Raw genomic sequence first — 20,415 nt, 5'->3', positions numbered from 1 at the left:
TCCCGCGATCAGCCCCGAATTGGCCTGACAGATGTGAGATCGGTCGCGTAGTGGCCCATCGAGCAGGCCCCGCAGTGGCCCTCGACGGTGAGCCTCCGATGCACTTGACTTCAACTGCGCTTGAACGCTTTGGCTGACGGCACATCGGAATCGAAGGGGAGAACTACAGTGAGTTTCTGGATCTGTGCGACCTGTGCGGTCGAGCACTCGGAGCAGGTCGAGGTGTGCGCGATCTGCGCCGACGAGCGGCAGTGGGTGCCCGCCGACGGGCAGCACTGGACCACGCTGGAGGAGCTGGCCGCGGCCGGCACCGAGGTCACCCTCGACGAGGTCGAGCCCGGCCTGTACGGCGTCCGCTCGAAGCCGCCGGTGGGGATCGGGCAGCAGTCGATGCTGGTGACAACGTCCGAGGGCAACCTGCTCTGGGACCCGATCGGGTACCTGGACGACGACGCCGTACGCCGGATCCGGGAGCTCGGCGACGTAGTCGCGATCGTCGCCAGCCACCCGCACATGTACGGCGTCCAGGTCGAGTGGAGCCACCGCCTGGGCAACGTACCGGTGTATGTCTCGGAGGCCGACAAGGAGTGGGTCGCGCGTCCGGACGCGGTGATCGAGACCTGGTCCGGGCAGCTCACGCCGCTACCCGGAGTGACCGTCCTCCAGCCCGGCGGTCACTTCCCCGGCAGCGCGGTCGTGCACTGGGCGAACGGTGCCGAGGGCAAGGGAGTGATCCTGTCCGGCGACACCATCTTCGCGAACCCCGACCGCACCTCGGTCAGCTTCATGCGCAGCTACCCCAACCGCATCCCGCTGTCCGGCGCGGTCGTCGACCGGGTGGCCCGCTCCCTCGACCCCTTCGAGTACGACCGCCTCTACAACAACTTCGGTTCGGTGATCCCGGTCGACGCCAAGGCCGTCGTACGCCGCTCCGCCGACCGCCACGCAGCCTGGACCCGAGGCGACTACGACCACCTGACCTAAGCGGCCATCCGCGCCTGGGTGAGGCGGGTGTGGAGGGCGAGCATGTGCTGGACACAAGTGTTCCAGTTGTAGAGCTCGGCGCGGTCGCGGGCGGCGGGGCGGCGGTTGGGGAGGTTGGCCAGGGCGAGGGTGGCGTCGGCGAGGGCTGCGGGGTTGGCGGGGGCCCAGCGGCCGCAGGTTTCGTCGACGAGTTCGCGGGCGCCGCCGGTGTTCGCGGTGACTACCGGGGTGCCGGCGGCGAGGGCTTCGAGGACGGCCAGGCCGAAGGTTTCGCCGGGGCAGACGGACAGGGCGACGTCGGCCTCGGCGAGGTGCTTGGCGAGGGTACGGCGGCCGTCGACGTACCCGTGGAAGGTGACCGGCGCGTCCCCGGCGATCTCGATCAGCTCGTCGAGATGCGGGCCGGTGCCGTACACGTCCATCCGCACGTTCACGCCGCGGCGGTGCAGTTCGGCGGCGGTGGCGACCGCGAGATGCGGGCTCTTCTCGCGGGAGAGGCGGCCGGCGTGCACCAGCTTGAGTACGCCGTCATCGGCCGGTGCACCCAGCGACGGGTGGAACGTGTCGAGGTCGACCCCGAGCGGGATCCGCACCAGCGGCGTCGTCACCTCGTCGAACTCGGCCGCCGCGTAGCGCGAGGTGACCACCACGGCGTCGTACGTGCGGCCGAGGATCTTGTACAGCGCGGCGACGGTCGCGACCATGCCGAGCTGGCTGTACTTGACCCCGTCGGCGCCCCACTTCACCGGGCGCTCGCCGAGCATCCGGCCGGGCCGCAGTACGTCGTTGCCGCCGAGTTGGCCCGGGCGGGCCGCGCCGAGCGCCAGCATCGCGTCCAGCCGCTCGTGGCTGAACAACACGGTGCCGATGTCGTTCTTGCGGGCCCAGCGTGCCACCGGGAGCAGGGTCGACTTGTCGGAGATCTCGACCGTGGTCGGCCGGAACCTCTTCAGTACGTCGATCACAGTCCACGGCGTCGTGATCAGCCGGTAGCCGCCGCTCACCTTCGGCGCCTTGACCCGGACGATCGTGCCCAGTTCGGTCTCGACGACGGAGTCCTTCTCGCCCGGCGTGATCACGATCCGCTCGGCGCCGGCCTCGACGTACCCCTGGCCGATGTGCTCGATCGCGGTCCGCATCCCACCGGACGTCGGCCCGACGAAGTTGGCCAGCTGAGCGATCCTCAGTCCACTCATGCGACTCGCCGTACCGCGGCAGCGTCGCGGAGTACTTCGGCGTAGTGGCGGTCGACGAGGTCGTCGACGACGGCCGGCCAGGTGCGCGACTGCACGCGCTGCAGGCCGCTCGCGGCCATCCGCCCGCGAGCCGTGGGGTGGTCCAGCAACGTCTTCACCGCGTCCCGCAGCGACCCGGTTTTGCCGGGCTCGAACAGCAGACCGTTCTCGCCCGGGTGGATCAGGTCGAGCGGGCCGCCCGCGGCCGGGCCGACGGTCGCGACGCCGGAGGCCTGCGCCTCCTGGATCGTCTGGCAGAACGTCTCGTGCTCGCCGGTGTGCACGAACACGTCCAGCCCGGCGAAGATCGACGCCAGGTCGGCGCCCCGGCGCATCCCGAGGAACGTTGCCGTCGGCAACGCGTGTTCCAGGGACGCGCGGTCCGGCCCGTCGCCGACGATCACGATCCGGCAGTCCAGGTCGGTCAGCTCCGCGAGCCGCCGGACCTTCTTCTCGGCCGCCAACCGGCCGACGTACCCGACGATCGGCTTGCCGTCCGGGGAGATCTCCCGGCGCCAGTGCTCGTCCCGGTTCGACGGATCGAACAGGTCGAGGTTCACACCGCGCCCCCACCGGTACACCCGCGGTACGCCGCGCTGCACCAGCGCGTCAACGGCCGAGGTCGAGGGCGCGAGGGTGCGGTCGGCGCGCGAGTGCGTGCGGCTCACCCAGCGCCAGATCCCGCGGTCCGCGGCGGCGTACCAGGGGTACTGGCGGGCGAAGCCGGCGATGTCGGTCTGGAAGATCGCGACCGTCGGTACGCCGAGCTTGCGGGCCGCCCGCAGCCCGTACGCGCCGATGATGAACGGCGAGGCGAGATGCACCAGGTCGGGCCGGAACTCGGCCATCGCCCGCTCGATCGACGGATCCGGCAGGCCGACCGGGTACTCCTTGTAGCCCGGCGTACGGAAACTCCGCGCCCGGAGCACCGGGACGTCACCGTAGCTGTCGGGACCCGGACCGGGGGCGATGATCAGCAGCTCGTGCCCGCGGGCACGCAGCCGGTCGGCGACGTGGCGAGCCGTGTTCGCCACGCCATTGATCTGCGGCAGGAAGGTCTCGGCCACCATCACGATTCGCACATCTCGAAGGTTCCTCACCGACCATGAACCCTGGGCGACACTCTCGTGACACGGCGTCGATGCCCTGTCGACAGGTGCGGGGCCTTGAAGTGTCCTTCAGGTTGCCACCGGGCTGTGCTTGGTTAGTCCCATGCGAACTCTGGGGATCGTCGTCGCGGTGGTCGTCGTACTCGCCGCGCTGGTTTGGTGGTGGGCCGGACGGGCGGTCGACCGGGACCAGAGCAAGAGCTCGATCAGCTGGTGGGGCACACCGACCAGGAACTGGCCGACCTGCTGACCGATCTGGTGTGCGACGTGCGTGAGCGGTTGCCGGCGGAAACGCTCACTTTCCGCTGGTAGGAACCGGCCGCCCTGGTCGCGTGGACCAGGGCGGCCGGTCGGCTACGGCGAGCTGAACAGGTGAATCATCGACCTGCGGACCAGGTCGTTGCGCATCGCCTGCGTGGTGAGACCCTCGGCGCCGAACCCGACGTACACGGTGTCTCTGGTCGTGACGCCGGCTCCTTCGATGAAGGCGGTCGTGGTGCGGATCCAGTCGTTCGGGTTCGCCGCGGAGCCAGGTGGTGGACCGGCCACCGTCCAGCCGCCGAGGTCGGTCTCGAACGACGTCTGCACGGTCGTGCCGGCCGTGACCGTGGTGTCGTCGACGAAGACACCGAGACCCTGGGTGCTCCAGTCACTGACGTAGCTGATCGAGAGTTCGACCTGCTTCCCGGCGTACGGCGCGAGATCGACCTTCCAGTCCTGCCAGCCCGCGCTGGAACCCGTTGCCGCATACCAGCCTCCGGTGGTGCCGCCCGGTGAACAGTCCGCGCCCTGGTAGTGCAGGAGCTGCGGATGCAGAACTGCCCAACCGGCCGGACAACTCTGGCCCGTGTCCTGCGACGTGTGACCGTTCAGGTCCGGCAGTGTCGTCCAGTCGTCCTGACCCACGGTGTGGGCCTCGACGAACACGTAGTCCCAGTCGGCTTCGGTGTCGTAGGAGGTCTTGAACGACAGCGACGGCAAGGAACTCGCCGTCACGTCGGCCAGATCCACTGTGCGGGTCAGCCGTTTGTAGCTGATGTCGCCTCGCTGGCTGTACACGTACTGCGAACCTGTGACCGGCTCGAACGGCGCGGCGCCGGGCCGATCCCACTTCAGTGGCGCCGAGCTGGCGAACTGCGGGAACTGTGCCGCCGGCAACACACTTGACGTCAGGACGAACGCCGCTGTGTGGTTCTGGTTGTTCGCGGAGTCGCCGCCGTTGAGAGTTCCGGCGTACCCGTTGAACGCGCCGGACACTCCGCGGATGGGGAACGGGTCCCCGTTGGCGTCGCTACCGCTGTTGTCGACGTAGCTGTAGGCACCGAGCCAGTACTGCTCGAAGTCGTTCAGCAGCTGGATACACGGGTACACCGTTGGCGTGGTGCACTCGCCCTGCTGCTCCTCGAACGGGTTGTACCAGTACGCGCCGTCCTGACTGCTCGCGTAGCTGGCGTACTTCCCTGTGTGCAGGAGCTTTCCGCCCTCGTTGAGGTAATCGCGGACGGACAGCTCGAGATCGAGCGCCAGTTCGGCCGCCGTACCTCCGACTTGGCCGACTTCCCGCGGGATGATGTCGTCGCCGGTCTCCCACACGATCGCCTTGTAGTGCGAGAGAACGCCGAGATGGTGCGGCGCGGTCCGGTTGTTGGCGTCCACGTCGTACACGTCCGAAGAGATCCCGTTCGCGGCGAGTGCCGCGGCGTACTCGTCGGCGTACTTGGCGGTGGCGACGCCCTGGGCCGGGCTGAGGCCGGTGACGTCCTCAGCGGCCAGGATGAGGACCTGCCCACCGATGTCGGTGGCGACCTTGTAGGTGAAGTGATCACTGCTGACCGCTCCGGTCCCCACCTTGCTGCCGGTGAACCACACCTCGACGGAGTCACCAGGCTTGGTACGGCGGACAGTCCCGCGGAACTCGGCGTAGTAGTGGTCGTCGGAGTCGCCGTACCGCTCGCCGCCCTGCCACTCCGACACCTTGTCGTCGATGGCGTCGCCGCCGTTGATCCGGTAGTTGATCCGAAGGTTCTTCAACGCCCGCTTGGCCGTGACCGCGACCGGCTGGGTGGTGCCGTACGAGACCGTGAACGGGTCGGCGACCAGGTCGGCGGCCTTCTGGCCGACCACGGAGACCGGGTCGTCGGGGTCCTGGGCGGACTTCGCGACCGACAGCGCGAACGGGATGTTCTTGGCGAACTCGGCCTGGATCAGGCCCTCGTCGTCGGGGAACGTGAAGACGCTGACGCAGTCCGCCGGCAGCCATTCGTCGTTGGGATCGACGGCCGACGCGGTCTGGCAGGTCGACATCTCCGGCGTGAACGCCAGGGTGCCGTACTTGTTTGTGGCGTGTCCGTCGGTCTCGCCGTTGGTGGTGTAGAGCTCGGCGGAGACGTCCGGGTCGTAGCCGGGGACGGCCGGGTTCGCGTCGTCACCGGTCATCGCCGCGGAGACGATGTCGTCCGGCGAGGGCGTGTTGACCTGCCAGCCGACGCCGTACAGCAGGAGCTGTGCGGCCGAGTGGTAGTTGATCAGCTCGGTGAAGCGGACCCGGCTGAACAGCCCGTCGAGGGCCTTGGTCTCCGGCTCGGAGTTCGGGCCGGTGCCGCGGTAGGTGTCACTGTTCGGGTCGGGAGACGAGCCCTCGTTGTCGTAACCCCACTTGGTCGCGAGGTTGCGGTTCAGGTCGATCCCGTCGCCGGGCGCGATGACCCCGTCACCGTTGTTGTCGCGCAGGTTCTTCCGCCACAGCCGGTCCCCGGTGAACGTGTAGTCGTAGCCGTCCGGGTTGGCCACCGGCATGAACCACAGCTCGGTGGTGTTGACCAGCTTGGTGATCTCGGCGTTGCTGCCGTAGTTGTCGAGGACGTGGTGCAGCAGCCGGCGGACCATCTCGGGGGTGATCCACTCGCGCGCGTGCTGGGCGCCCATGTACAGCACCGACCGGCGCGCGCCGTCCGTCAACGAGCGGGCGTCCTTGGTCACCTTGACGGCGTACATCGGCTTGCCCTGCACCGTCGTACCGATCCGGACCAACTTGGCCAAGGCCGGATTGGCGGCGGCTGTCGTGCTCAGCTCCTCAGCGAGGCCGCCGGACCCGCTGTACGGGCGGAACACGGTGCCGGCCGCGGCGAGCCGGGCGGCCTCGTCGGAGGCGTCCCGGCCCTTCACCTTCTTGACCTTCAGGTCGACGCCGTCGGAGCGGAGCTTGTCGGCCTGCCGGTCCGTGATGACGACCTCGACCTTGGCCTTGCCGTCGGCCGTCCGGCCGGTGGTCAGGCCCTCGCGATCCACGCCGATGTCCGCCAGCTTCTGCAGCTGTTGCGGATCCAGTTCGCCGACGTAGACCTCCAGGCCGTCACCCCCCGGCCCTGGTGCCGCGGTCGCTGCCGGTCCCGCGGCCAATGCCCCCGCTACGACGGCCAGTACTGCGATGAGAACAGGAGATCTACGCATGTCGCCCCTCCCCGGTCGACGGTGCATACTCTGTCGCAGCCTCCTGTGACCCAGGTCACAAGTCAACAGCCCGTGGTCTGTGATCACCTGGCGTGCTCGATCTCACCCAGGCTGTGCATACCAGTGGGAGTGTGGTTCGGCCTACGGTGGGAGGATGAGTCATCGGAGCGAGTCGGGGTTCGAGTTCGCGCCGGTCTACGGACCGCTCGACGGGTTCGACGCCGAGGCGAAGCTGGGGGAGCCGGGGCAGTTCCCGTACACCCGGGGCGTGTACCCGACGATGTACACCCAGCGGCCGTGGACGATGCGGCAGTACGCCGGGTTCGGCACGGCGGCCGAGTCGAACCAGCGGTACCACCAGCTGATCGACCACGGGACCATGGGATTGTCGGTCGCGTTCGACCTGCCGACCCAGATGGGGTACGACTCCGACGCACCGATCGCGCACGGCGAGGTCGGCAAGGTCGGGGTGGCGATCGACTCGATCGACGACATGCGGGTGCTGTTCGACAAGATCCCACTGGACCAGGTGTCGACCTCGATGACGATCAACGCGCCCGGGTCGGTGCTGCTCCTGCTGTACCAGTTGGTGGCCGAGGAGCAGGGGGTCTCCGGTGACAAGCTCACCGGCACGATCCAGAACGACGTACTGAAGGAGTACATCGCCCGCGGCACCTACATCTACCCGCCGAAGGAGTCGCTGCGGCTGATCAGCGACATCTTCGCGTACTGCCAGGCGGAGCTGCCGCGCTGGAACACGATCTCGATCTCCGGCTACCACATGGCCGAGGCCGGGGCGACGCCCGCGCAGGAGATCGCGTTCACGCTCGCGAACGGGATCGAGTACGTGCGGGCCGCGATCGCGTCCGGGCTGGACGTGGACGAGTTCGCGCCGCGGCTGTCGTTCTTCTTCGTCGCCCGGACGACGTTGCTCGAGGAGGTCGCGAAGTTCCGTGCGGCGCGGCGGATCTGGGCGCGGGTGATGCGGGACTCCTTCGGCGCTCGCAACCCGAAGTCGTTGATGCTCCGCTTCCACACGCAGACCGCGGGCGTGCAGCTCACCGCGCAGCAGCCCGAGGTGAACCTGGTGCGGGTCGCGATCCAGGGCCTGGCCGCCGTACTCGGTGGAACCCAGTCGTTGCACACCAACTCGTACGACGAAGCGATCGCGCTCCCGACCGAGAAGGCGGCCCGCCTCGCGCTGCGCACGCAGCAGGTCCTCGCCTACGAGACCGACATCACCGCGACGGTCGACCCGTTCGCCGGCTCGTACGTCGTCGAGTCGCTCACCGACGAGGTCGAGGCTGCCGCGGTCGAGCTCATGGACCAGGTCGAGGAGTACGGCGGTGCGGTCGCCGCGATCGAGAAGGGCTACCAGAAACAGGAGATCGAGCGCTCGGCGTACCAGATCGCCCAGGAGATCGACGCCGTCGAACGCGTCGTCGTCGGCATGAACAAGTTCAAGATCACCGACGAGGAGCCGTACGAACCCCTCCGCGTGGACCCCACCATCGAGGCCCAGCAGGTAGCCCGCCTGGCCACCCTCCGCAGCACCCGCGACCAGACCGCCGTCGACGAGGCCCTGGCCGCCCTCAAAAAAGCTGCCGAAGGCAACGACAACTGCCTCTACCCGATGAAAGACGCCCTAAAGGCCCGAGCCACCGTCGGCGAAGTCTCCAACACCCTCAGAGACGTCTGGGGCGTCTACGTCCCAGCCGACACCTTCTAACCACCACCACCCCAAAAGACGGCGCCTCCCTGTCGGCCGCCTCCGGCGGCGTGCGCGGCAGGTACCTGACGGAGGTTGGTGGGAGACTCCTGCCCGATCGGAGCCAAACCTCAAGAGCGGGGAAACTCTGTTGCACAGAGCGACGATTTCTTTCCCCGCCACGACAGCTCCCGCCGCACATGCGGCCTCACGCCGAGTCGTGGCGTTTGGTTGCCCCTCGAAACCGCGAGTCGTGGATCGAGGCTGCAGGTGACCGCCAAAACCCACGACTCGACGACCCGGTCCCACCGACGGACCTGCTGCGGGCGCGTGCCGTGCCTTGCGGTGGGAGTCGGTGGTGCCCCTGGCGCCAGTCCCTCCGTCCAGCTGCACCTGATGCGCTCCCGCCGGAGGCGGCGGAAGACTGTCGCTGCGAAGCGGTGCCCTTTGCGCAGCTGTGCGTTTCCTTAGTCGAGGAGGGCGGTGGTGGTGAGGAGGGTGGTGCCTACGGTGATGGCTTCTTCGGAGGGGTCGAAGCCGGGGGTGTGGAGGTCCGCCGCGTTTTCTTGGGTGGGTGGGCGGACGCCGAGGCGGGCCATGGCGCCGGGGACGTCTTCGAGGTACCAGGCGAAGTCTTCGCCGCCGAGGCTCTGGTCGGTCGGGGCGAGGGCGCTGGCGCCGAGGGTCTGCTGTACGGCGTTCTGCAGGACGCTGATCGCGGTCGCGTCGTTCACGACGGGGGGTACGCCGTGCGTGACCTCCGTGTCGACCGCCACGCCGTACGGGCGGACGATCTGCGCGGCCAGCGACGGGATGAGCTCCTCCGCGAGGCGCCACGCGTTGGCGTCGAGGCAGCGCAGGGTGCCTTCGGCCTCGCCGCGGGACGGGATCGCGTTGGCCGCCGAGCCGGAGGTGATGCGGCCCCAGACGAGGGACATGCCCGCGCGGGGGTCGACCCGGCGGGAGAGAGCGGCCGGGAGCTCGGAGACGAGCGTCGCGAGCGCGTACACGAGATCGGCGGTCAGATGGGGCCGCGAGGTGTGACCACCCGGACCGGTCAGCCGGACCAGGATCCGGTCCGCCGCCGCCGTCAGCGCGCCCACCCGCAGTCCGACCTGCCCGACCTGCAGTCGCGGATCGCAGTGCACACCATAAATACGGCGGACCCCGTCGAGCCCGCCGGCCGCGATGACGCCGAGTGCCCCGCCCGGCATCACTTCCTCGGCCGGCTGGAAGATCACCCGGACCCGCCGGTCCAGCTGTCCGTCGCGCGCCATCCCGGCCAGCACCAGCGCCGCACCGAGCAGCGCCGACGTGTGTACGTCGTGACCGCACGCGTGAGCCACCCCGTCGAGGGTCGACCGCCACGGCGCCTCGACGCCGTCCGGTACCGGCAGCGCGTCGATGTCGGCCCGCAGCGCGACACACGTGTCGCCGGATCCGATGTCGCAGATCAGCCCGGTCCCGGTCGGCAGCACCCGAGGCGACAGCCCGGCCTCGACGAGCCGCTTCTCGAGCAGCTCGGTCGTCCGCACCTCGTGCCACCCGAGTTCCGGGTGCGTGTGCAGATCGCGCCGTACGTCGACCATGTCCTCACGGACCGCCTCGACCCGCGCCAGCACGTCCGCGACCAGCAACTGATGACTCATCCCGAGATTGTGACACCAGGAGTACGCCGGGACGCACCGAGCCCCGCCGCCGTTCACCGGCCGTGACCGCCACGCACGGTGAGGGCGACCACGGAGCGTGCACGCTGTGATGTGGGGAGCGCGGTCGGTGACCACACCGGAGAAGTTGTCGAAATGTGACGCGGATGCCGGTCACTTTCCGGTATCGAGGCCTGCTTGACGTTCAAAGAAACACTGACCGCCCCTATAGTCTGCGGATGCGGCACGTGGGGGCAGGCGTGCGGCGTGCAAACGTATCTGGTCGACGAAGGAGACTTCCGGTGAAGAAGTACGTGCGGGGAACGGCGATCGTGGGCGTGCTGACGCTCGCCGTCGCCGCGTGTGGCAGCAAGCCGACCGAAGAGAACGCAGGCGGCAGCGCCAACAAGGACTTCAAGGCCTGCATGGTCTCCGACTCGGGCGGGTTCGACGACAAGTCGTTCAACCAGACCTCGTACAAAGGTCTGCAGGACGCCGTCAAGGCCAAGGGCCTGACCGAGGTCAAGGCGGAGTCCAAGTCGGACAACGACTATCCGACCAACATGACCGCGATGGTCAACGCCAAGTGCAACGTCATCGTCGCCGTCGGCTTCAAGCTCGAGGACGCCACCGAGAAGGCGGCCAAGGCCAACACGGGCATCAAGTTCGCCATCGTCGACTCGGCTCCGGATACCGCCAAGGTCGGCGAGATCCCGAACCTGAAGCCGCTGCTCTTCAACACCGCCCAGACCAGCTTCCAGGCCGGTTACCTGGCCGCGGCGATGAGCAAGACCGGCAAGGTCGGCACCTTCGGCGGTATCAAGATCCCGACGGTGACCATCTTCATGGACGGCTTCGCCGAAGGCGTGAAGTACTACAACACGCAGAAGTCGAAGAACGTCCAGGTGCTCGGCTGGGACGACGCGAAGCAGACCGGCCTGTTCACCAACGACTTCGAGGACAAGGCCAAGGGCCAGACCAACGCGCAGAACCTGATCACCCAGGGCGCCGACATCATCTTCCCGGTGGCCGGCCCGGCCGGTCTGGGCGGTCTGCAGGCGGCCAAGGCCAGCAGCGGCAAGGTGAACGCGATCTGGGTCGACACCGACGGCTGCGTGAGCGCGGCGGAGTACTGCTCGGTGCTGATCTCCAGCGTCCAGAAGGGTATGGACGTCGCCGTCCAGGACGCGATCGAGTCCGTTGTCGACAACAAGTTCGACAACACCCAGTTCACCGGCACGCTGGAGAACGGCGGTACGTCGCTGGCGCCGTTCCACGAGTTCGACAGCAAGGTCCCGGCGGACGTGAAGACCGAGCTGGACCAGATCAAGGCTGACATCGTCAGCGGCAAGATCACCGTCGCGTCGAAGGCGCAGCCGAAGGCGTCCTGACACACCGCGTAGTACGGTGCGAGCCAGGAAGGCAGACCTACAGGTCACGCCTTCCTGGCTCTCCGTCTGAGAGGGAAGGCTGCCCGCATGCATCTCGAGCTGTCCGGCCTGACCAAGAGCTTCGGCTCGCTGGTCGCCAACGACCACATCGACCTGGTCATCGAGCCGGGTGAGATCCACTGCCTGCTCGGTGAGAACGGGGCCGGCAAGAGCACGTTGATGAACATGCTCTACGGGCTGCTGCAGCCCGACTCGGGCGAGATCGTGATCGACGGCGAGAAGGTGCAGATCACCTCGCCGAGCGACGCGATCAAGCACGGTATCGGCATGGTCCACCAGCACTTCATGCTGGTCCCGGTGTTCACGGTCGCCGAGAACATCATGCTCGGCCGGGAGAACACCCGGGCCGGCGGCGTACTGGACCGGAAGAAGGCGCACGCGCTGGTCACCGAGCTGTCCGACCGGTACGGCTTCGAGGTCGACCCCGAGGCGCTGGTGGAGAACATCCCGGTGGGCGTGCAGCAGCGGGTGGAGATCATCAAGGCGCTCACCAACGACGCCAGCGTGCTGATCCTGGACGAGCCGACCGCGGTGCTCACCCCGGCCGAGATCGACGAGCTGATCGGCGTGATGCGCCAGCTCAAGGAGAACGGCACGTCGATCGTCTTCATCACCCACAAGCTCAAAGAGGTCAAGGCGATCGCGGACAAGATCACCGTGATCCGCCGCGGCAAGGTCGTCGGCGACGCCGAGCCGTCCGCGTCCGAGGAAGAGCTGGCCGAGCTGATGGTCGGCCGCGCCGTCGACCTGGTCGTCGACAAGGAGCCGGCCCAGCCGAAGGACGTCGTACTGCGGGTCGAGGGGCTGACCGTGATCGACGAGCGTGGGTTCACCGCTGTCGACAGTGTGGACCTCGAGGTGCGGGCCGGCGAGATCCTCGCGGTGGCCGGTGTCCAGGGCAACGGCCAGACCGAGCTGGCCGAGGCGCTGCTCGGGCTCACTCCGATCGCGGCCGGCAAGATCTCGCTGGACGGCGACGACCTGACCGGACGTTCGACGCGACAGCGGCTGGACGCCGGCATCGGCTACGTCCCCGAGGACCGTGCCCACGACGGCTTCGTCGGCCCGTTCACGGTCGCCGAGAACCTGGTCCTCGACCTGTTCCGCCAGGCGCCGTTCGGCAACGGGCTGGCACTGCGGACCGACGAGATCGAGAAGAACGCGCAGGCCCGGGTGGAGGAGTTCGACATCCGCACCCAGGGGATCGACCAGCCGGTGTCGTCGCTGTCCGGTGGCAACCAGCAGAAGGTGGTGCTGGCCCGCGAGCTGTCCCGCCCGCTGAAGCTGCTGGTCGCGTCCCAGCCGACCCGCGGCGTGGACGTCGGCTCGATCGAGTTCCTGCATGCCCGGATCGTCGAGGAACGCGACAACGGCACCGCGGTACTGATCGTGTCCACCGAGCTGGACGAGATCGCGGCGCTGACCGACCGGGTCGCGGTGATGTACCGCGGCAAGGTGGTCGGCGTCGTCCCGGCCGACACCCCGCGCGACGAGCTGGGCCTGATGATGGCCGGTGCCTCCAAGTCCGAGGCGCACGAAGTCGCGATCGAGAACCCGACCACGTTGGGAACCATCTAGATGAGCACAGACACAACCGTCGAGCCGGCGCCGGCCGCGCCCGCGCCGCAGCGGGAACCGCAGCGGTCCGGCCTGCCGTCGTGGGCGATCCAGGGTTTGGTCTCGCTGAGCGCGATCGTGCTGGCCCTGCTGGTCGGCGCGATCCTGATCATCGTCGGCGACGACCAGGTGAAGACGGCCGTCGGGTACTTCGGCGCCGCGCCGATGGACACCGTCTCCGCGGCCGTGAGCGCGGTCGGCGAGGCCTACAAGGCGCTGGCCGTCGGCGCACTGGGTGGGGTCACCCCGATCACCGAATCGTTGACCCAGGCAACGCCGCTGATCTGTGGCGGTCTCGCGGTCTCGCTCGCCTTCCGCACCGGGTTGTTCAACATCGGTGCCCAGGGTCAGCTGATCGTCGGCGCCATCCTGGCCGCGTACGTCGGATTCGCGTGGGACCTGCCGCCTGTTCTGCACCTCGTTCTCGCGGTGATCGCCGGCCTGATCGGTGGCGCGCTGTGGGGTGGCGTGGTCGGCGTGCTGAAGGCGCGAACCGGTGCCCACGAGGTGATCGTGACGATCATGCTGAACTACGTGGCGATCTACCTGCTCCAGTGGTTGCTCACGACAAGTGCTTTCCGGCGGCCCGGGCGGACCGACCCGATCTCGCCGGTCGTCAACTCCAACGCGCAGTACCCGCAGTTCGGCGACACCCGGCTGCACCTCGGCTTCCTTGTGGCGTTGCTGGCCGCGGTCTTCGTCTGGTGGTTGCTCAACCGATCGACCATCGGCTTCGAGCTCCGCGCGGTCGGTGCGAACGCGGACGCCTCCCGGACCGCGGGGATGTCGGTCGGCCGCGCGTACATCATTGCCATGGTGGTGGCCGGAGCGCTGGCCGGTCTGGCCGGGACCCAGCAGGTGCTGGGCACCGACCTGCCGCTGACCGACGGCGTCGCTGCCTCGGTCGGGTTCGACGCGATCACGGTCGCTCTGCTCGGACGCGGTACGCCGCTCGGCACCGTGCTGGCCGGATTGCTGTTCGGCGCGCTGAACGCGGGCGGTCTGCAGATGCAGCTGATCACCCAGACCCCGCTGACCCTGACCACCGTCCTGCAGGCCGTGATCGTGCTGTTCGTCGCGGCTCCGGCGCTGGTGCGTTCGATCTTCCCGTTCCTGCCGAAGGAACGCGGAGTGGGTGCGGTCCTCGCGAAAGGCTGGAACGGATGAGCGAGACGACTGCGGACACGGTTCGTCCGCCCGCGCCGGCGGCGATCGAGGCTCCGGCCGACCGGACCCGCCGGTTGCGGGTCGGCGGGGTGATGCTGGTGTTCGCCCTGATCGGCTTCGGCCTGGCGATCTTCACCAACGGTGGCAAGGCGACGTTCCAGCTGGTCTCCGGCGACCTGCAGAACAACCTGCTCGGCGTCCCCGCGCAGTTCACCGCGCTGGTGCTCGGCATCCTCGGTGTGATCGCCGCGGGGGCGTATCTGCTGCGCCGGGTCCCGCAGTCGTACTCCGGCTACCTGGCTGCCCTGCTCGGGATCTGCTTCATCGGCTCGTTCCTGTGCTGGGCGGCCGCGGGCAAGACCTTCCCGCTGGCCAACCAGTTCCAGGGCACGCTGAACTTCGCCACCCCGCTGATCCTTGGCGCGCTCGCCGGTGTGCTGTGCGAGCGGGCCGGGGTCATCAACATCGCGATCGAGGGCCAGTTCCTGGTCGGCGCGTTCACGGCCGCGGTGGTCTCGAGTACGACGAACAGCGCGGCGGCGGCGTTGATCGCGGCCGCCGTGAGCGGCGTAGTGATGGCCTGGCTGCTGGCCGTGTTCTCGATCAAGTACCTGGTCAACCAGGTCGTCCTGGGCGTCGTACTGGTGGTGTTCGCGTCCGGTATCACCGGGTACCTGTTCGACCAGTTCCTGCAGGAGGATGCGGACAAACTGAATACGCCGAACGTGCTGTCCGCGGTGAAGATCCCGGGCCTGGCCGACATCCCGTTCATCGGGCCGATCCTGTTCAACCAGACGGTCCTGGTCTACCTGACCTACCTCGCGGTCGCGGTCGTCACGTTCGTGCTGTTCCAGACCCGGTGGGGCCTGCGGGTCCGCGCGGTCGGCGAGCACCCGAAGGCGGCCGACACGGTCGGCATCAAGGTGAAGCGGGTCCGGTACTCCGCGGTCCTCTGGGCAGGCGTGCTGGCCGGGCTCGGTGGCGCCTTCTTCACGGTCGGGTATGCCGGTTCGTTCAGCAAGGAGATGACCGCCGGCAACGGGTTCATCGCGCTGGCGGCGCTCATCATGGGCCGCTGGCACCCGATCGGTGCGATGGTCGCGGCGCTGTTCTTCGGGTTCGCGACGCAGTTGCAGTCCCAGCTGCAGATCATCCAGACCCCGATCCCGGGCGAGCTGCTGCTGATGGCGCCGTACCTGGCCACCATCATCGCGGTCGCGGGCCTGGTCGGCCGGGTCAGAGCACCTAAGGCGGACGGTGAGCCCTACGTCACCGAGTGAGGTCGACTGGCCGGCGTTGCGCGCGGTTGCCGTCGACATGATGCACCGCGCGTACGCGCCGTACTCGCACTTCCCGGTGGGCGCCGCGGCGTACGTCGACGACGGACGGATCGTTGCCGGGTGCAACGTGGAGAACGCGTCGTACGGCTTGACGCTGTGCGCCGAGTGCGGGCTGGTGTCGGACCTGCACCGGACCGGAGGTGGCCGGCTGGTCGCGTTCACCTGTGTGGATCAGCACGAGCACCTGCTGACGCCGTGCGGACGGTGCCGGCAGTTGCTGCACGAGAACGGCGGCCCGGGGCTGCTGATCGAGACCGCGACCGGGATCCGGCCGCTGCGCGAACTGCTGCCGGACGCGTTCGGGCCCGAGTTTCTGGAGGAATGATGAGTTTCGACGCGGTGGATGTCATCCGGGCCAAGCGGGACAAGGGCGAGCTGAGCGACGGGCAGATCGACTGGGTGATCGACGCCTACACCAAGGGCGACGTCGCCGACGAGCAGATGTCCGCGCTGGCGATGGCGATCCTGCTGAACGGGATGAACCGGCGCGAGATCGCCCGCTGGACCGCGGCGATGATCGCGTCCGGCGAGCGGATGGACTTCGGCAAGCTGTCCCGGCCGACCGCCGACAAGCACTCGACCGGTGGCGTCGGCGACAAGATCACGTTGCCGTTGGCCCCGTTGGTGGCGGCCTGCGGGGTCGCCGTACCGCAACTGTCCGGCCGGGGGCTCGGCCACACCGGCGGCACACTGGACAAGCTGGAGTCGATCCCGGGCTGGCGGGCGTCGCTGTCGAACGACGAGCTGATGCAACAGCTCGAGGACGTCGGCGCGGTGATCTGTGCGGCCGGTGACGGTCTGGCGCCGGCGGACAAGAAGCTGTACGCGCTGCGCGACGTGACCGGTACGGTCGAGGCGATCCCGTTGATCGCCAGTTCGATCATGAGCAAGAAGATCGCCGAAGGCACCGGCGCGCTGGTGCTGGACGTGAAGGTCGGATCCGGCGCGTTCATGAAGGACCTGACGGACGCCCGCGAGCTCGCCGAGACCATGGTTGCCCTGGGCACCGATGCGGGCGTGAAGACCGTTGCCCTGCTCACCGACATGTCCGTCCCACTGGGGCTGACGGCCGGAAACGCCTTGGAGGTTCGCGAATCGGTCGAGGTACTGGCCGGTGGCGGACCTGCCGACGTCGTCGAGCTGACCGTTGCCCTGGCCAACGAGATGCTCGCCGCGGCCGGGGTCACCGGCGTCGACCCGGCCGAGAAGCTTCGCGACGGTACGGCGATGGACGCCTGGCGGGCGATGATCTCGGCCCAGGGCGGAGACCCGTCCGCCGAGCCCCCGGTCGCTCCCGAGCAGCACGTCGTACCGGCCCCGTCGTCCGGCGTACTGTCCAAGCTCGACGCCCTCGCGGTGGGTGTCGCGGCGTGGCGCCTCGGCGCAGGCCGCGCACGCAAGGAGGACCCGGTGTCGCCGGTCGCCGGCGTGGAGATGCACGCCAAGCCGGGCGACCGCATCCAGGAGGGCCAGCCACTCCTCACCCTGCACACCGACGACCCGAGCCGCATCGAGCGGGCCTTGGAGTCCCTCACAGACGCAGTCGCCGTCGCCGACTCCCACCAGCCAGGCCCACTGGTCATCGACCGCATCACCGCCTGACCTCACCGTTCTTCCGCCCCGGGGCCTGTCCACTTTTGGTGGACAGGTTGTGGGCGCGGGGAAATAAAGTTGCATATAGCGACGACTTCACTCCCCGCCACGACAGCTGCCGCAGGCCGACGTGACAGCCACCACACCACCGCCCGCACCGCACCGCACGCGGCATGCACCGCCCGGTCCGTCCCACCGGCCGGCCTGACCGGGCACGACGAGAGCCTTGCCCACGAGGGGATATCCGGCTCTCCGCACCGGGTGGCCGGCTGGGTGATCGGGTTGGTGGCGGCTCGGCTGCTCGCGGCGGGGTGATGTGCAAGCTCGACAGGTAGTGCACCGGTGAGACGCTGTACGCACGGGCGCGTTCACGCTCAGGTGCACTACCCGGCCATCCGACACGTCCTGTCGAGCTGCAGATCACAGCAAGGCCGGCGCCGCCCTGGGGCCTGTCGACCACCCATGCGTCGGTCACAAGAGCCGGTTGTCCCGCTCTGTGTCGCCGTCCTGAGGGTCAGCTGGAGGTTGTGGGCAGGCGGGTGTGTTGTTCTTTGGCCAGTGCGGTGATGAGGGTGGTGTCGGGCGTCAGTTCGCTGCCGAGGGCACTGGTTTCGCGGACGGTGAGTTCTACGACGATCGGGCCTACGGCGAGGCTGGCTTCGGCGATGGCGACCGACTGGTCGGTGCTGCCGTCGTACTCGACGCTGGCGTCGGAAAGCGCGTTCGGGATCGTGAACGGGTGGTCGTGGACGTCCTGGCTCCACAGGCCCTTCTGGAGGGCCTGCGCCTTGGCGGGCGAGCCGGTCTTGAAGAGCTGCACGGTGTAGCGCTTCTTCTTGTCGGGGCTGAGCCGGGTCGCCCGGTACCCCTCGACGAAGCTCGCGTTCAGCAGCAGGGCGCGGTCCAGCGCCGGATCGGCGGACCAGGTGTTCAGGTACGACGACGCGGTGAACGGGCCGGTGACGTTGCGCGGATCCGCGACGTACCCGCGGGGGAGCGCGGCGAGTCCGGCGAGGACGCTCTTCGGCGACTTGTCCGCCATGCCGGACAGCGCGGAGTGTTTGGCCGCCGGGGTCTGGGCAGCACTCGCCGACGCGCCGTCCTCACTCCCACAGGCGGTCACACCCAGCAGTACTGCGCTCACTACAACGGCAACGCCTGACGCATTCCGTCTCACGGGTCCCTCTCCGTTCGGCCACTCGCCCCCGAGTGCATCCGATGGTGGCCCCGATACCAACAGAAGTTGGTGAACTTCAGGCGAACAACCTTGTATTACTGAGACGTCGCCTGCGTGAGAAGCGTCTCGATCCGGGCGCGGGCGGCCTTCGGATGCATGGGTTCGCAGCCCGCGGCGACGCAGCGGCGGACCACCTGCGGGTCGTCGCGGAGCAGCAGCAGGCCGCGGCGGAGCAGCGTCAGCGGGGGTTTGCGGTGCTCGCGGAGATCCCGCTGGAACCGCCGGACGAACGTGACGACGCGGTGGTGGTACACGCAGATCGCGGTCGCCAGCAGGTCGCGGTCGCGGAGCGCGCCGGTGATCTGGTCGGCGAAGATGCCTTCAGCAACGATCAGCGGCGAATCGCCGGTGGTGACCGGTCGGTGACCGACAGCGCCGTCGGCCGCGATGTCGTAGATCGGGAGCTCGGCGGTTCCCGTCGTACACAACTGCTCCAGAGCCGCGACCGCACGGTCCCCGTCCCAGGAGCGTGGGTCGTCCCAATCGACGATCCCGAGCGGCGACCGCGGCATCGCCTCGTCGTCGCCGTCCCGGTAGAAGTCGTCCAGCCGTACGACGGGCAGCCCGACGTGCTCCGCCAGACGCGACTTCCCCGCCCCCGAAGGCCCCGCCAGCAACACCACCCGTGAACGCACCGGCACATTCTCTTCCACTTCGTGCAGTAACGGCCAATCCCCACCCGCGATAACCAGTTGTGCCGAAAATGAAGCTGGGTGCCGCGTTCTACGCTGTGATGGCGGCAGGCGCGGTCGTGTCCGCGGTGCTCGTCTTTCGCGGGTACGGCAGTTATTCCGGTGCCGACCAGTGGTACCTGATCGCGCGGGGGACTGTGTTCCTGCTCATCGGGGTCATGTTCGGCATCGGAGCAGTCACGCGGCGCGGGCTGAGGTCCGACGAAGGGCCACGAATCTGCCGGAGCGGCTGGATCGTGGTGATCGCCCTGGTCTGTGCTGAGTTGGTGGTGTACGCGCTGGGCGACGACGGTTGGGGCAACTTTCCGAGCATCGTGTCGATCTTCATCCCGCCGTTCGTCAAGCGGCTGCAGGAGAAGTACTACGAGGGCAGGGAAGAGGCGGAGCGGGAGCTCAACCCAGAAGAGCCTGACGGAGTGTGGCCTCCGACTGGGTGAACCAGCGGTTGGTGCGGTCGGTGAGTTCGGCCTCGCCGGTGGTCCAGCGTTGGTGGAACCAGGGGTGGCCGGCTTCGGAGCCTCGGCGGACGTAGTCCATGCACCAGATGTGGTTGTCGGCGGCGGCGTCGACCAGGCGGAGGCGGTCGGTGTCGGTCAGGCCGTAGGCGTTCGCGAAGCGGCGGAGACGGGCGAGCGACTGCCCGCGCCGTACGTCGTGGATGTCCGCATCCGGGCGCAAGGGAGCCCACAGCCGTACGGCGGTTGCGACGTCCCACAGGGCCGATCCCGGTCCGGCCAGGTCGAAGTCGATGAGTGCGACTGCGACACCGTCCCGGAACACCACGTTGTCGAGGTTCGGGTCGTTGTGGCTGATCAAACCGGTCACGTAGCCGGCAGGCACCGGCTCGGCCCACTTGAGCCCGGCGGGCCGGAAGTCCGCGACTGCCTGGTGGTACGACCGCAGCAGTACCGCCACGCTGTCGAGCGCCTCGTCCGTCATCGACCAGGAGGGGTACGGCGCTGTCACGGTCTCCCCGGACAGGTACGAGAGCACCTCGCGCCCCTGTGAGTCCACGCCGAGGAACGCCGGCGCGCCCTTGAATCCGACGCTTTCCAGGTGCTGCAGCAGCGCATGCGTCGCCGTACTACTGGCGCGCAGCGGCCGCCGGACGGTATCTCCGACCCGCACCACCAACCCGCGGTTCGCCGTACCTCCGACCAGCTCGACCTCAGCAGCAGGCATCGCC

At 68.5% G+C, this 20,415-nt stretch carries 17 protein-coding genes; 10 read left to right on the top strand and 7 right to left on the bottom strand.

Features of this window, described 5'->3' with window-relative positions; genetic code table 11:
• Positions 1-168 precede the first annotated feature (168 nt).
• Entirely contained in the window at positions 169-984 is an 816-nt protein-coding gene (locus E0H45_RS32200; RefSeq protein ID WP_131344440.1) for an MBL fold metallo-hydrolase, read from the top strand.
• Here E0H45_RS32200 and E0H45_RS32195 read toward each other — a convergent pair.
• Together E0H45_RS32195 and E0H45_RS32190 are read right to left on the bottom strand one after the other, a co-directional pair.
• Positions 981-2,180, bottom strand: a complete 1,200-nt coding sequence (locus tag E0H45_RS32195) for a glycosyltransferase (RefSeq protein ID WP_131344438.1) — start codon at positions 2,178-2,180, stop codon at positions 981-983. The two genes, E0H45_RS32200 and E0H45_RS32195, sit on opposite strands and share 4 nt — an antisense overlap.
• Positions 2,177-3,301, bottom strand: coding sequence for a glycosyltransferase family 4 protein (locus E0H45_RS32190; RefSeq protein WP_202872635.1), 1,125 nt, complete (start codon positions 3,299-3,301; stop codon positions 2,177-2,179). The genes E0H45_RS32195 and E0H45_RS32190 overlap by 4 nt, the downstream gene beginning before the upstream one ends.
• A gap of 130 nt (positions 3,302-3,431) precedes the next feature.
• On the opposite strand from E0H45_RS32190, the gene E0H45_RS42630 reads away from it, so the two are divergent.
• Positions 3,432-3,578, top strand: coding sequence for a hypothetical protein (locus E0H45_RS42630; protein WP_165546673.1), 147 nt, complete (start codon positions 3,432-3,434; stop codon positions 3,576-3,578).
• Between the two features lie 104 nt (positions 3,579-3,682).
• On the opposite strand, the gene E0H45_RS32185 is transcribed toward E0H45_RS42630, so the two are convergent.
• Positions 3,683-6,778: a M14 family metallopeptidase gene (locus E0H45_RS32185; protein WP_131344437.1), complete on the bottom strand. Its 3,096-nt coding sequence runs from the start codon at positions 6,776-6,778 to the stop codon at positions 3,683-3,685.
• 154 nt (positions 6,779-6,932) lie between these two features.
• Here E0H45_RS32185 and E0H45_RS32180 point away from each other — a divergent pair, with 154 nt between their 5' ends.
• Entirely contained in the window at positions 6,933-8,507 is a 1,575-nt protein-coding gene (locus E0H45_RS32180) for an acyl-CoA mutase large subunit family protein (RefSeq protein ID WP_131344435.1), read from the top strand.
• 446 nt (positions 8,508-8,953) lie between these two features.
• Here E0H45_RS32180 and E0H45_RS32175 read toward each other — a convergent pair whose 3' ends face one another.
• The gene (locus E0H45_RS32175) at positions 8,954-10,135 is read right to left on the bottom strand and encodes an amidohydrolase (RefSeq protein WP_131344434.1); all 1,182 of its coding nucleotides are present in this window, start codon (positions 10,133-10,135) and stop codon (positions 8,954-8,956) included.
• Positions 10,136-10,434: 299 nt separating this feature from the next.
• On the opposite strand from E0H45_RS32175, the gene E0H45_RS32170 reads away from it, so the two are divergent.
• From E0H45_RS32170 to E0H45_RS32145, 6 genes are all read left to right on the top strand, one after another.
• Positions 10,435-11,523, top strand: a complete 1,089-nt coding sequence (locus tag E0H45_RS32170) for a BMP family lipoprotein (protein WP_131344432.1) — start codon at positions 10,435-10,437, stop codon at positions 11,521-11,523.
• 87 nt (positions 11,524-11,610) lie between these two features.
• The gene (locus E0H45_RS32165; RefSeq protein WP_131344430.1) at positions 11,611-13,161 is read left to right on the top strand and encodes an ABC transporter ATP-binding protein; all 1,551 of its coding nucleotides are present in this window, start codon (positions 11,611-11,613) and stop codon (positions 13,159-13,161) included.
• Positions 13,162-14,367 (top strand): ABC transporter permease, encoded by a 1,206-nt coding sequence (locus tag E0H45_RS32160; protein WP_131344428.1) that lies wholly within the window; start codon positions 13,162-13,164, stop codon positions 14,365-14,367.
• Positions 14,364-15,647 carry an ABC transporter permease gene (locus E0H45_RS32155; RefSeq protein ID WP_131344426.1) on the top strand — a complete coding sequence of 428 codons (1,284 nt, stop codon included), beginning with the start codon at positions 14,364-14,366 and terminating at the stop codon, positions 15,645-15,647. The genes E0H45_RS32160 and E0H45_RS32155 overlap by 4 nt, the downstream gene beginning before the upstream one ends.
• Positions 15,625-16,032, top strand: coding sequence for a cytidine deaminase (locus tag E0H45_RS32150; RefSeq protein ID WP_131344424.1), 408 nt, complete (start codon positions 15,625-15,627; stop codon positions 16,030-16,032). The genes E0H45_RS32155 and E0H45_RS32150 overlap by 23 nt, the downstream gene beginning before the upstream one ends.
• Positions 16,029-17,309 (top strand): thymidine phosphorylase, encoded by a 1,281-nt coding sequence (locus E0H45_RS32145; protein WP_202872633.1) that lies wholly within the window; start codon positions 16,029-16,031, stop codon positions 17,307-17,309. The genes E0H45_RS32150 and E0H45_RS32145 overlap by 4 nt, the downstream gene beginning before the upstream one ends.
• A 505-nt stretch (positions 17,310-17,814) precedes the next feature.
• Here E0H45_RS32145 and E0H45_RS32140 read toward each other — a convergent pair.
• Both E0H45_RS32140 and E0H45_RS32135 read right to left on the bottom strand, forming a co-directional pair.
• Complete coding sequence (locus E0H45_RS32140; protein ID WP_165546672.1) at positions 17,815-18,444, bottom strand: hypothetical protein; 630 nt, start codon at positions 18,442-18,444, stop codon at positions 17,815-17,817.
• Between the two features lie 128 nt (positions 18,445-18,572).
• Positions 18,573-19,172: a uridine kinase family protein gene (locus E0H45_RS32135; protein ID WP_131344420.1), complete on the bottom strand. Its 600-nt coding sequence runs from the start codon at positions 19,170-19,172 to the stop codon at positions 18,573-18,575.
• A 68-nt stretch (positions 19,173-19,240) separates the two neighbouring features.
• Between E0H45_RS32135 and E0H45_RS32130 the strand changes: the two genes are divergently transcribed.
• Positions 19,241-19,666, top strand: a complete 426-nt coding sequence (locus tag E0H45_RS32130) for a hypothetical protein (RefSeq protein ID WP_131344418.1) — start codon at positions 19,241-19,243, stop codon at positions 19,664-19,666.
• Here the strand turns inward: E0H45_RS32130 and E0H45_RS32125 are convergent.
• The gene (locus E0H45_RS32125; RefSeq protein WP_131344416.1) at positions 19,623-20,411 is read right to left on the bottom strand and encodes a phosphotransferase; all 789 of its coding nucleotides are present in this window, start codon (positions 20,409-20,411) and stop codon (positions 19,623-19,625) included. The two genes, E0H45_RS32130 and E0H45_RS32125, sit on opposite strands and share 44 nt — an antisense overlap.
• Between the last annotated feature and the right edge of the window lie 4 nt (positions 20,412-20,415).

It is taken from the genome of Kribbella soli (assembly GCF_004331345.1).
In the GTDB taxonomy this organism is placed as follows: Bacteria; Actinomycetota; Actinomycetes; order Propionibacteriales; family Kribbellaceae; genus Kribbella; species Kribbella soli.
Note: the sequence above shows the minus strand (reverse complement) of the source record. Positions and strands in the feature narration are given on the sequence as shown.

What these genes read in the sequence shown, in the direction of transcription:
- E0H45_RS32195 (WP_131344438.1), bottom strand. Translation starts at nt 2,180, where the DNA reads ATGAGTGGACTGAGGATCGCTCAGCTGGCCAACTTCGTCGGGCCGACG.
- E0H45_RS42630 (WP_165546673.1), top strand. Translation starts at nt 3,432, where the DNA reads ATGCGAACTCTGGGGATCGTCGTCGCGGTGGTCGTCGTACTCGCCGCG.
- E0H45_RS32185 (WP_131344437.1), bottom strand. Translation starts at nt 6,778, where the DNA reads ATGCGTAGATCTCCTGTTCTCATCGCAGTACTGGCCGTCGTAGCGGGG.
- E0H45_RS32180 (WP_131344435.1), top strand. Translation starts at nt 6,933, where the DNA reads ATGAGTCATCGGAGCGAGTCGGGGTTCGAGTTCGCGCCGGTCTACGGA.
- E0H45_RS32175 (WP_131344434.1), bottom strand. Translation starts at nt 10,135, where the DNA reads ATGAGTCATCAGTTGCTGGTCGCGGACGTGCTGGCGCGGGTCGAGGCG.
- E0H45_RS32165 (WP_131344430.1), top strand. Translation starts at nt 11,611, where the DNA reads ATGCATCTCGAGCTGTCCGGCCTGACCAAGAGCTTCGGCTCGCTGGTC.
- E0H45_RS32160 (WP_131344428.1), top strand. Translation starts at nt 13,162, where the DNA reads ATGAGCACAGACACAACCGTCGAGCCGGCGCCGGCCGCGCCCGCGCCG.
- E0H45_RS32155 (WP_131344426.1), top strand. Translation starts at nt 14,364, where the DNA reads ATGAGCGAGACGACTGCGGACACGGTTCGTCCGCCCGCGCCGGCGGCG.
- E0H45_RS32145 (WP_202872633.1), top strand. Translation starts at nt 16,029, where the DNA reads ATGATGAGTTTCGACGCGGTGGATGTCATCCGGGCCAAGCGGGACAAG.
- E0H45_RS32130 (WP_131344418.1), top strand. Translation starts at nt 19,241, where the DNA reads ATGAAGCTGGGTGCCGCGTTCTACGCTGTGATGGCGGCAGGCGCGGTC.
- E0H45_RS32125 (WP_131344416.1), bottom strand. Translation starts at nt 20,411, where the DNA reads ATGCCTGCTGCTGAGGTCGAGCTGGTCGGAGGTACGGCGAACCGCGGG.